Here is an 11,914-nt window from a genome sequence, read left to right as displayed (position 1 = left end):
TTAAGCAGGCTCACTTTTAGATGCTGGAAGACTGACTTTATTCTGCCTTGAGGGGAAGGAAATCAAGCTCTGTCAACGGATTTGCGCGATCGCCGCAGCCTACCGATCTGTTGCAGAAGGCGATCGCTATACTCTGTTTCCGAGCCTGCCTACTCCCTACTGATATAGCTAATTTCGTGCGTGCGGTTTGGCTAATTGTCCGCAGAAGAGATAGAACAGAACTAACCAACCTATCGACCTACGAGTGTGGGCCAAAACTATGGTGCAGGAACCACAGCCGATCCCAACTTCTGAGTTTGCTGATGTTGAGTCCGTGGACAGCATCATTAGCGCACTTTACAATTCGATTTCTTTTGGGGCTGGAGAGCAGCCTGACTCGAATCGGCTACGCTCTCTGTTTATGCCTGGAGCCCACCTAATTCACGTCAAAACGGATGCTGCGGACACGATGGATGTGGAAACCTTTATCGATCGCTTGGTTCAGCAGATTCAAGCTGGCATCTTGACTGAGTTTATCGAAGCAGAGCTAGCTCGTCACACTAAAAGCTTTGGCAATATTGCTCAAGTCTTCAGTACGTTTGAAACCCGCTTGGTCACCGATTACCGCTCGTCCTCGGCTCGTGGCATCCATAGCATTCAACTAATGCGCTATGGCGATCGCTGGTGGATTACGAACCTGCTTTGGGACGATGAGCAGGGCGACAAGCCAATTCCACCCGAGTATCTATCTGAGAATCATCCCCCGAATGATCCAAGTAATTCCCCCATTTAGATGAAGGCGTTGCCCCTAACGAATTCCTAGGATCAGAGATAGTTCTCTCTCCAGCATTTTTCGCTGGTATGGAATTCGAGTCATGGTGTATTTCACATTTCTCATGGAACTAGTGGTCCTGTTCCTGCTAACTTGTTTGCTGTGTTGGTTGGTGAATTCTTTGTGGATTTTCAACCCCTTGTTCACCCTGGTGGTGTTGCTCGTGGGAGTTTTGGGTTTGGGATATGGCGCTTTAGTTGTGGTGGATAATATTTAGGCCAATCGTTTAGGGAAGCGCTCAGCCGCGATCGCGATGCCATTGATTTTTCACATCACTTCAGCACCTCAGTGGGAGCAAGCGCAACTTGCCGGAATTTACCAAGGGGACACCTTAGCATCCGAAGGATTTATCCATTGCTCTACGCTTTCGCAAGTTGTAGGAGTGGCAAATCGCTACTTTGCAGGACAAACTGATTTACTGCTGCTCTGCATTAATTCTGAGCAAGTTCAAGCCGAAATCAAATACGAAGCGCTGGTTGGGGATGAAGCCTATCCTCACATCTACGGACCTCTCAACTTAGATGCTGTCGCCCAAGTTGTATCCTGGGCACCTGAACCGGATGGCATCTTTGCGCTACCCGATGCGATCGCCAACTCATAGAACCACATTTACCGAGGCTGCGTAGGCAGCCTTTGTTGCAATAGCCGCACCCTTGAGGATGTCAGATCCTTAGAGCGACAAGTGTAATTGAGAGCCTGCCTCAGTTTTGTGGACTTCAATCCGCGCTTGGAAGGCTTCCTTGAAGTGGGGCATATGAGTGACGGTCAAAATGCAAGAAAAGTCAGAGGCGATCGCATTAATTGCGGCAATTAGGCGATCGCAGCCTTCGCTGTCCTGGGTGCCAAAGCCTTCATCCACAATCAACATCTGCAAAGCCGTGCCAGAGCGTTGCGCCAGCAGTTTTGCGAGGGCGAGGCGAATCGCAAAGTTGACCCGGAATGCTTCACCCCCCGAATAGGTTTCGTAGGGGCGCGTACCCCGAATATCAGCAATTAGAATGTCTAGAGTATCGATCAGCTTAGAGCTAGCTTTGGTGCCCTTACCGCGTCCTGCCCGCTGGGTGACAAACTGCACGTGTAGCTGATTGGCGCTGAGGCGAGCCAGAATCTGATTCGTTTCTGCTTCCAATTGCGGCAAGACATTCTCAATCATCAACGCTTGAATGCCGTTCTTGCCAAAGGCTTGGGATAGCTCGTGATAGACCCGATATTGCCGTCGCGCGGTTTGGAGTTGCTGTTGTTGCGCTTCTGCCTGCACTTGCAGCGTTTCTAAATGCTGCTGTTGTTGTTGTAAACGTCCCAATCTCGCCAATTGACCATTGAGTTGAGCTTGCTGCTGCTGAATTTGTTGCTCCAGGCTGCGAATTTGCTCTGCTGGATCGGCCATCTGTTCTAGTTGCTGAATCAATTGCTCTAGTTGCGTGGTGGCTTGCTGGAGATGTTGCGATCGCACTTCTAGCAATTCGCTCAATTCGGCAATGCGTTGCTGCACTTGGGGATACTGCTGCTGCCCTTGGCACAGAGATTGATAGCGAAACTGCCACGCTTGAGCTTGGCGCACCTGAGTCCGCAAGGCGTTGTGATGATCCAAGTTGTAATTGATTTCCGCGATCGCTTGATCGAGGTCATTAATCAACTGTTGTAGTGGCGAGTCGGTTTGCTGTTGCTCTAGTTGCTGTTGTATGGCCGCAATTTGGGCTTCTAGCTCTGGTTGGCGAGCCGCTAAGTTAGCCTGTCGTCGTTGGGCTTGCTTAATCTCGGCTTGCTTAATTTCTGCCCAACGCCAGCGTTCTGCCTCTCCTTTAGCTAAAGCATGGTTGCGATCGTCATAGTTAAGCTGCTGTAAACTCTGCACCAATGTCGCTAATTCTTCCTGAAGTTCCGTGGCGTAGTGACCAGCACTGAGGGCTTGTTGTAGCTTTTCCTGCTCCGCTAGCACCTGTTGCAACTTTTCCTGAATCTCTAAGCTGACCTGCAATTGCTCTTGCAATTGGCCCCGCCGCTCTAGCAACCTCTTGTGCTCAGCCAATTCTCGATCTAAGTCGCGATATTCCTGACGAAGCACATGAATCTCACGGTCTGAGACGGCGAGCTGCTCCCGCACTACCCAGAGCTGATCAATAATTTCCTGATGCTCTGCTTGGTTTTTCTGCTGCACCAACTGCCAGTGATGCTCATCCAAGGGGCGATCGCAGAGAGGGCAAGCTGCGTTGGGTTGCTGCAACAGTTGGACTTTGTTTTCTAGTTCTGCCAGTTGCGCTTCGTAGTCGCGCTGATGCACCTGCAGCCGCTCCAAGAAACTGCGCCGTTCCAGTCCCTTCTCTCGGACTCGCTGCTGGTAAACTTGGCGTTTCTCTAAATACTCAATTTGCTCAGCCACTTCCACCGCTGCCTGTTGCAACTTGGGTTGGCGAGCCTGCTGAGCTTGCAGTTGTCGTGCTGTGGTTCGCAGTTCTTCTAAACGCGCGGTGAGGCGATCTTGCGCCCGATCGACCTGGCTTTGGAGTTGGTGTTGGCGCTGGAGCAGCGGTGCCACTTGAGTTTGTAGCTGATCCATTTCTGTCAACCGAGCACGAGCTTGCCGTAACCGCTCCATCGCAGTTTCCACCTCAGCCGCTTTACTCAAGGTATGCTGCACATCTTGCTCTTGTTGCCGCAACGCCTCTAGCTGCGCTTCTACTTGGCGCAATTGGTCTTTAATTTCACCAATCTGCTGCGCTTGCTGTTGCTGCAACCGTTGCCGTTGGGTCTGAGCCGATTGGTACGACTGAAACTTAGTTGATTGCTCCTCCTCTTGCGCCTGCAAACTTTGAAACTGCGCGTAACCTGCCGCGATCGCCTCTTCTTGCCCGAGAAGCGCCGCCAACTCCTGCTCCTGATGCTGAGCACTGGCTAGATCCTGTTGTAACCGCCGATAATCCTGGCTGAGGTTGCGCTGTTGCTGCTGCTGCCAAGTCAGTTGTTGCTCCCAAGTGCGCCGCTGGTGCTGCATCGCTTGCAATTGCTGCAACTGCTCTTGACTGGCCGTTTGCGTCGTTTGCATCGCCGCTAAATCTGCCTCTAGCAATGCTTGTTCTTGCGCGATCGCTTCTCGCTGTTGCACCTGCTCCTGAATCGACTCCAAACTGCGCTCTAGCAGGTCAATTTGCCCCTTGGCCTGCCGCGATAAATCCTTCGACTGCTCGGCTAACTCATCATACTGATCCAGCTTCAGCAAGTCCGCCAAAATCTGCTTGCGTTCACTGGGCCGCTTCAGCATAAACTCATCGGCTCGACCCTGACGCAAATAAGCTGAATTGACAAACGTCTCATAGTCCAGCTTCAGGTGATCCAAAATCAACTGTTGCGTCGCTCGCATCCCCCGTTCCGTCAGAGGCCGAAACGTCGGCGCGGCACTGCCCCCATTCAGCCCTGCGATCGCCACCTGAAACTCTAAAGAACTCGCCTGCCCCCGCGATCGCGTCCGAATCACCCGATAGATCTGCTGATGACTCTGAAACGTAAAATCCACCTGAGCTTCCTTCGCGCCCAAGTGAATAATGTCATCCTCAGAGCTAGCACGGCTCTGACCCCACAGCGACCAAGCGATCGCCTCCAATAGCGACGATTTCCCCGACCCATTGGGGCCACAGACACAAGCCGTATGCAGACCCCGGAAATCCAGAGTCGCTTCGCGGTAACTGAGAAAGTTTTTGAGGCTAAGTTGCAGCGGAATCATTCAAACGGCAATGCAACACTCATTTACTGGAGAGTCAGAGTACATTTGCACTGTCTCATAGTCTAGCGGTTGCCCAAGCCATTCTGTCTACTCAACACCAGAATCGTGACTACCCGCCATCCTTATAAACCTGAACCGACCTATCCACAAAACGCTAGGTTAAAAGCATGAAGATCCATCACCTCAACTGTGCCACGCAATGTATCTTGGGTGGGGCATTAGTCGGTGGCAAAGGCAGTTTATTCCACCGGGTTCCCATTGTGAGCCACTGCCTGCTGATCGAAACTGAGGCTGGCTTAGTTTTAGTCGATACTGGCTTAGGCTTACAAGACATTGCCCAACCTCAACAGCGACTGAGCAGTGGTTTCCTTTTCCTAGCAGGCCCACAGCTCATCCCAGAAGAAACAGCAGTCTATCAAGTAGAGCAATTAGGTTTCTCCCGCCATGACGTGCGGCATATCATCCTCACCCATTTAGACCTCGACCATGCAGGTGGCATCGCAGACTTTCCTCAAGCCAAAGTGCATCTACTCGACGCTGAATATCGCGCCGCCACCCACTCCAAAAGCAGACGCGATCGCTATCGTTACCGCCCCTTGCAATGGCAACATGAGCCAGACTGGGTGCGTTATCAAGTGCAAGGCGATCGCTGGTTCGGCTTCGAGTGCATCCAACAACTCACCGGATTACCCCCAGAAATTCTCCTTGTGCCTCTCCTCGGCCACACCCACGGCCATACAGGCGTAGCAATCCAAACCCCCACAGGTTGGCTATTACATGCAGGCGACGCTTACTACTTCCACCAAGAAATGCACCCCACCCATCCTCATTGCCCATTCGGCCTAGCCGTAGTGCAGCGAGTCGGCGCAGTCAATAACCTAGCCCGCCTCCAGAACCAAGAGCGCCTACGACAACTGAAACAGCAACAAGCAGGAACAGTAGAAATTATTTGTGCTCACGATCCGATGGAGTTGAGGGGAAGGAGGAAGGAGGAGGGATGAAAAGTGAGAAGCCAAAAGCTAATAGCCAACTACCCACCCCAAAACTCGAAACACCCACACTTAAACTCGTTTGGAGGGGGTCTGGGGGACGCAACCGTCCCTCAGCGGGGGTTTGGGGGCGAGTGCCCCCAAGGCTCGGATTTCAGCAAATTCAACACCTAGCACCCCAAAGTTCCACCCTGCAAATCCCCAGATACAATAGTCAACAAACCCTGAACTGACGCAAACCCATGACGGCTCCCTCAGAACTAGAGACTGCATCCGAGCAGCGTTTGGACCTTAATTCAGACCCCGCAGCCTCACAGGATCTGAGCGTTGCACCCAAAACTCCTATTAGTGAAGACGAAACCGAATATTTCGACGAGTTACCCGATGAAGTCGAAATGTCCTTGTTCGATCACTTAGAAGAGTTGCGGCAACGGATCTTTTACTCCTTAATTGCAGCAGTTATCGGGATTATTGGTTGCTTCGTCTTCGTTAAACCCATCGTCCAGCTACTAGAAGTTCCCGCCCAAGGCGTTAAATTTCTGCAACTGGCCCCAGGTGAATACTTCTTTGTCTCCATCAAAGTCGCGGGTTATAGCGGGCTACTGGTTGCGAGTCCCTTCATCCTCTACCAAATCATCCAGTTTGTTCTGCCCGGTTTGACGCGACGTGAACGCCGATTCATTGGACCCATTGTGCTGGGTTCCAGTGTCCTATTTGCTGCGGGTTTGGCTTTTGCGTATGTTGCCCTCATCCCTGCTGCTCTTAACTTCTTCATTACCTACGGCGAAGATGTAGTTGAGCAGCTTTGGTCCATCGATCGCTACTTCGAGTTTGTCCTGCTGCTTCTGTTTAGCACTGGCCTAGCCTTTCAGATTCCCGTAATTCAATTGCTGCTGGGTCTAATCGGCATCGTCTCCTCAGCTCAAATGCTCTCCGGTTGGCGATATGTCATTCTAGGCGCTGCCGTTCTCGGTGCTGTGCTGACTCCTTCCACCGACCCTTTGACTCAGAGCCTCTTAGGAGGAGCAGTTGTGGGGCTTTACTTTGGTGGCATCGGTTGCGTGAAACTGCTTGGTCGTTAGGGGTGGATTTGTGAAGCTTGAGTAAGCGCGATCGCCCCTAAAGCAGCGGCATTACCCTTGACTAACCCGGAATTGATGAGTTAGCACTGTGCCGTCGATTCTATTGGTGCGATCGTTTTGAATTCAAAATTATCTCAGCTTCATAAATTAGAGCAGCTAGCTCAGCGACTACACCGACAATTGACATTTCTGTGCCTTTCCCAACGACCCATTACCCTCGGTACAGTCTTAGCCATTTCCGTACTGAGCGGTTGCGCTATCCTCGACCCCATCCAAGTAGACTCCTCACCCGTACCAACCGATATTGCTCAAACCAGACCAGAGCAGGTTGCCACAAACTCTAGCAATCTTCTTTGGTCTAGTAGCTTTGACGAAGCCGACTGGCAGCAGCATTGGGGCACCAGCAAGCGCAAAGATTGGGGACTCGAAAACGTCGAAATTATTCCAGACCCAACCGGAAAGTTTAGCAAAGTGCTGCGCGTGAACTATCCTGCTCGTTCTGCCAGCCCCACCGTCGCCCGCAAATACAAAGCTCCGTTGGGTGGTTGCCAGTTTCTTGCCGATCTCAACTTGCAACCTAGAGACACCTTGCGGCTCAGCTACTACGTCCGCTTCTCAGAAAATTTCGATTACATTCGGGGAGGCAAACTTCCCGGTTTATTTGGGGGTGACAGCAACAGCGGTGGCGATACTCCCGATGGTACCGATGGCTTTTCCACCCGCTTTATGTGGCGCAAAAACGGAGCGGGAGAACTGTACGCCTACCTCCCAACCAGCGACGAATATGGCACCTCCATCGGGCGCGGCCAATGGCGCTTTAAGCCAGGAGTTTGGTATCGCCTAGAGCAAGAAGTGGTGCTGAATCAACCTGGTCAACAAGATGGGCGAGTCCGGGTGTGGCTCGATGGTCAACAAGTGCTTGACCAGGAAGGGCTTACCTTCCGCTCCACCGACAAACTTAAAATTGACGGTATCTTCTTCTCCACCTTCTTCGGCGGCAACGACCCCTCCTGGGCCACCCGCAAAGATGTATATGTAGACTTCGCCGACTTTGCAGTCGCAGCCGTCAACTAACCTTCGCTCTTGAAGCAGTGGGCGAAGCGATCGCTAACCTACTGAACTAAACCTACTTTTGGAGGGAGTCTGAGGGACGCAACCGTCCCTCAGCGGGGGTTTGGGGGCAAGCGCCCTCAAGGACTTGGTTTTAGCAAATGAAATCTAAGCCCCCTGAGATAACGAAGTCGGCAAAGTCACCCCTTTCGTTTGGGTATTGACCGCATCCTCCATCACAATCTCACCCCGGTTCAAACTGCCATCTACTGCCACATATTCCACCGTTACATCTTGCGTTGAGTTCAGCACTAGGGGATTGCGACCACTCCGCTCCAGATGCAGATTCTTCACAGTGGCTTGCTCAACTTGGCGTAAGTAAATACTATCGATCGCATATTCGGCAACAACCGCAGACTTGGGCAGAATTTGCCGCATCGTAAAGCCACTTAACTCCACATTTCTTAGCTTGTCTACAACGGCTTTAGCGGTGTGAGAGACTGGCTGAGCTGTAGCTTTCGTGACGCGATCGCCTTGTCCCTTAGGCTGAATAGAAAGCACCGCTTCTCCAGCTTCGCGATCGAAATGAGCCTGCAAAATCGTCCGTGACATCCCTTGTCCCTTGAGCTTGATGTCGCTGCGATTAATTTCTACAGGTTGAAATAAATCAATTTCACCAATGGGCAAATTAATCTGTACCTGACTGGATTGCGGCAAGCGAGCAATTAACGCCTGTAAAGCGGCAGAATCGTCTCGGTTATCGTTAGGAATCACCCCGCGATCGATCGCCTCGACAATTTCCAACGGCATTTGCTGCGCTACCACTTGGCGGTTGAGCCACCAGCCCTCCAAATCCCAAATGGGGCTAAGGGAGCCAGATAGCCATAGGAGGAAAATAATGAAACTAAAAGCTTGAGCCCCCAGCAAAAATCGAGAAGTGCCCAGCTTGGCGGCTCTTTCCAAACCAGAGCCTTCTGCCGAAATGCTCTGATTGCCCCGGTTAGACCAATTCTGCTTGGCCAAATTCATCAGTGTCCACACCTTGACTAAAGCCGATGCCCACTGCGACAGCAGCAAAATGGGGAAGTGAATTGGGCGCAGCTCAGAACTCCGACCCCAGAAAATCAGCAGCAACATCAGCGGACGGCTAAAGCAAATCCAGGACGAAATGATCCCAACCGCGACCCAATTGCCTTGCAGAAACGAAATGACTAGTAGACCAGGCGTAATCAGAGAAGTCCAAATACTAATGCGTTGGTCGAGCAAGCTGTACCAGGCAGTCCAACCGATGCGATGGGGGCCAAGGGCGATCGCGCGGTTGTTGTTCCGGAGCATGTTGCCGTACCAGCGCCGCATGTTTTGGTAAGCGCGATCGACAAAGGAACCCGAAATCGTCTCAATCGAGTAGACAACTACATCGGGGATGTAGAGCATTTCATAGCCACGTTGCAGCAGCCAGAACCAAGTACTCTTATCGTCTCCAGACAGAAACTTAAACTGTCCCCAGAGCCAATCATCCAGTGTGTCGTTTTCCAACTGCATCGCAAATGTGGGATGCAACGCCGCCTCTGCTCGAAATAGAGAAAATCGCCCTGTCAAGCACATCACCTTGCGCGACAGCGAGTCCGAGCACATTTGGCTGTGGCGTTGGGCAAACCGCAGGTGAAACCATTCAGAAAACAGATAAGAACCTTGAACCACTGGTAACTCGTCGGTGGTTAAGGCTCCCATTTTGGGGAACATGAGGAAAAAGGGTAGACACTGCCGCAGCGTGCCGGGAGCTAGTTCTGAGTCACCATCCATCAACGCCACAATCGTATCCGCAGGCAAGTTCAGTTGTGCGAGTTCCCGCAGACCATCGGCCATCGCTTTGCGCTTACCGTCTTTCTGCGTCATTAAAACCAGACGAACGGTTTTGAGTTCTGGATCTTCGGCTTTGAGGATCTCTACAATCGAGGCATTTTCTTCGTCGCTGCTGCTACTGACTAGAACAGTAATCGGGTGCACCAAATCTCTAGCTTCTCGCGCGATCGCCCGAAACACTCGCTCGGTAATCCAGGGTTTCTCTTTATAAGTCGGGACGAGCAAACAAACGTGGGGCAAATGCTCAACCGGAACTTTATTGGCCCAGCGCCGCCACTTAGGAAAGACCCAGTGCAGGTAAATCCGCGATCGCAACAGGCGTAAGAGAAACCAAGCCCAGCGCCATACACCCACTACGCCCAAGCTAATTAGGCCAAACACATCCCAAATGGCTAGGTTGCCAGGGTTTTGTAGGACGTAGAGACCTGTCAAACCCAAGATTGGAAAAAACAGGAATGCCAACAAGTTAAGTTGGGCGCTCAGGGGTTGAGGAGTGGCTGATGCAGTAGATTTCATAATGACTCAAATAATTCCTGAGTAAGCAGCACAAAGCATGAGAGAGACTGACTCGTTGCACCCTGATGCCTGGACGGAAGGAATTGAAAGTTGCGACAGCAGGCGATCGCCATTGCAACCCGAAGCAACCCAAAACTACTTACCTGCGAACAGTTTGGTGCCAAAGGTCATGCGAGCTGATTGGCCCACGCCACAAAACTGGTTGGTCTGAGACTGCTGAGGCGCAGGAGGAATGCGTACAGTCACCTTGGCTAAGGGTTGGCCAACTAAATTAGAGGCGACCGCAGGCACTAAAGCCTGGGCCTGGTCTTTTGCCAATTCAGCGCGGTTCACTGCCTCAATCAGCTCCACTTCGCCGACGAAGGTGTCTTCAGCTCCAGCAAGTTGCACTCGCACTGGCTTAGTACTATCAATCTGATTGGCTTGTTGAGCAGAGACCAAAGTTTCTACCCAGAGGTCATTACAGTCCAACAAGGTAATCAGAGTATCGGGGCGGTTCACTTGCTCTCCTTGGTCGTGCTCGGTGCTGTAGACCACACCTGTAAAGGGAGCCGAAATTTCAATGTCTTGGCGATCGCTAAACTCTGCCTGGGCTTTTTTCAATTGTTTTTGGCTGCTGTCTAGCTCAGCTTTGAGGGTTTCAATTTGAGCCGCTTGGCCTTGAACGCTCCGCATCAAGTTCATGCGTTGGTCGGCCAAGGTTGCACCAGGAGTCAGCGCCACGCCGTCTTGCAAAGCACCTAAGGAAGCTTGAGCTGAAGACAACTCGGCTTGAGCTTGCTTGACTTCTGCTTCAGCCGATTTCCAGATGAACTCTAGTTGGTCCACCTTCTGACGAGAAATCGCACCTTCCTGCAATAACTGCTGGTAGCGCTGATAATCCAGGCGAGCCGCTTTTTCCTGGGCCATTGCTGCCTCGACGGCTGCTTGTTGGTGCGTAACCTCCTTCGCAGAGAGACCTGTATTGACTCTTTGTAAGGTTTTATCTTGAATTTCTAAGCTGCTTAGCTGTTGCTGCAAAAAGACTAAGGATTGTTTAGCCGCAACCAACTGTGCCGTCTTGGTTTGGACTTCACCTTGCAACTGCAACAAATTTTGTTCTACCTGGGCTGTGCTTTCCAGCCGAGCCAGAATCTGGCCTGATTTAACTGGAGCACCGGGACGAGCGTAAAAAGCTTTCAATTTGCCATCAATGGGAGCGCGTAACCGCACAGTTCGACCGCTAATCAGCCCACCATCTACAGTGGCATGGGTCAGTCGATAGGTGACGGAGGACAGGCCAAAGGCGATCGCCGCCCCTCCTAACCCCAGACAAGTCATCCCGACAAGTAATCTTTGCCAAATCTGCTTTTTCTTAAAATCGGGCAACCGATAGTCAGCTTCAGGGGGAACTGCAACAAACTCTTGGAAGCCAAGGGGCTTAGTTGGGGTCTTTACCATGGAGGCTCTTTGAGTGACGAAAGGGCAGGACTGGGGGAGCAAACGACTACCAAGGGGTCCTGAGTGTAAGGATTCAGGTTGTCCGTAAGTAGCTCGAAACACAAATCAACAGGGGCTTTTGTTGGTTCTGAAGTGAGGTAGATAGCACCATTGGGCAGCAGAAACAGGCAGCTAAACCTAAAGAGGTTGGCTGAAATTGGGTCAAGTTTTGATCTCAGAAAGATGGTGGCTGATTAGCCTGGATTGCTTAGTTTTGAAAATCTAGACTTTAGGGTTATTTGCTGAAGAGAAGATTTACTATTTACAAACTCTAACGGCAATGCCTGTAAATTTTCGTATAGAGCCGATAAAGTGTAGAGCCTAATCTTTAAAGGAAGTGTGAATTTACGAATATGAAATCGAGCCTAAAGTGATTGTGATGCAAATAGAACCATTTCCTGAAATG

The 11,914-nt window shown here is 51.4% G+C and carries 9 protein-coding genes; 6 read left to right on the top strand and 3 right to left on the bottom strand.

The genetic code is table 11. The features are described from left to right. The first annotated feature begins 259 nt into the window (after positions 1-259). From H6F68_RS03095 to H6F68_RS03085, 3 genes are all read left to right on the top strand, one after another. The gene (locus H6F68_RS03095; protein WP_190556366.1) at positions 260-772 is read left to right on the top strand and encodes a hypothetical protein; all 513 of its coding nucleotides are present in this window, start codon (positions 260-262) and stop codon (positions 770-772) included. A gap of 82 nt (positions 773-854) precedes the next feature. Next, complete coding sequence (locus tag H6F68_RS03090) at positions 855-1,028, top strand: hypothetical protein (RefSeq protein ID WP_190556364.1); 174 nt, start codon at positions 855-857, stop codon at positions 1,026-1,028. A gap of 36 nt (positions 1,029-1,064) precedes the next feature. Continuing rightward, on the top strand, positions 1,065-1,412 hold the full coding sequence (locus tag H6F68_RS03085) for a DUF952 domain-containing protein (RefSeq protein ID WP_190556362.1): 348 nt from the start codon (positions 1,065-1,067) through the stop codon (positions 1,410-1,412). Between the two features lie 69 nt (positions 1,413-1,481). Here the strand turns inward: H6F68_RS03085 and sbcC are convergent, their stop codons facing one another. Then, entirely contained in the window at positions 1,482-4,529 is a 3,048-nt protein-coding gene (sbcC, locus tag H6F68_RS03080; RefSeq protein WP_190556360.1) for an exonuclease subunit SbcC, read from the bottom strand. Between the two features lie 167 nt (positions 4,530-4,696). On the opposite strand from sbcC, the gene H6F68_RS03075 reads away from it, so the two are divergent. The 3 genes from H6F68_RS03075 (at position 4,697) to H6F68_RS03065 (ending at position 7,674) form a co-directional block, all read left to right on the top strand. Further along, positions 4,697-5,530, top strand: coding sequence for an MBL fold metallo-hydrolase (locus H6F68_RS03075; RefSeq protein ID WP_190556358.1), 834 nt, complete (start codon positions 4,697-4,699; stop codon positions 5,528-5,530). A 230-nt stretch (positions 5,531-5,760) separates the two neighbouring features. After that, entirely contained in the window at positions 5,761-6,600 is an 840-nt protein-coding gene (gene tatC, locus H6F68_RS03070; RefSeq protein ID WP_190556356.1) for a twin-arginine translocase subunit TatC, read from the top strand. 117 nt (positions 6,601-6,717) lie between these two features. Continuing rightward, positions 6,718-7,674 carry a polysaccharide lyase gene (locus H6F68_RS03065; RefSeq protein ID WP_190556354.1) on the top strand — a complete coding sequence of 319 codons (957 nt, stop codon included), beginning with the start codon at positions 6,718-6,720 and terminating at the stop codon, positions 7,672-7,674. 144 nt (positions 7,675-7,818) lie between these two features. Here the strand turns inward: H6F68_RS03065 and H6F68_RS03060 are convergent, their stop codons facing one another. Together H6F68_RS03060 and H6F68_RS03055 are read right to left on the bottom strand one after the other, a co-directional pair. After that, positions 7,819-10,029, bottom strand: coding sequence for a glycosyltransferase (locus tag H6F68_RS03060; protein WP_190556352.1), 2,211 nt, complete (start codon positions 10,027-10,029; stop codon positions 7,819-7,821). Positions 10,030-10,164: 135 nt separating this feature from the next. Continuing rightward, entirely contained in the window at positions 10,165-11,469 is a 1,305-nt protein-coding gene (locus H6F68_RS03055; protein ID WP_190556349.1) for an HlyD family secretion protein, read from the bottom strand. Positions 11,470-11,914 lie beyond the last annotated feature (445 nt).

It is taken from the genome of Trichocoleus sp. FACHB-262 (assembly GCF_014696035.1).
Classification (GTDB): Bacteria; Cyanobacteriota; Cyanobacteriia; order FACHB-46; family FACHB-46; genus Trichocoleus.
The sequence above is the reverse complement of the archived record's forward strand: the minus strand, read 5'-3'. Positions and strand labels throughout refer to the sequence as shown.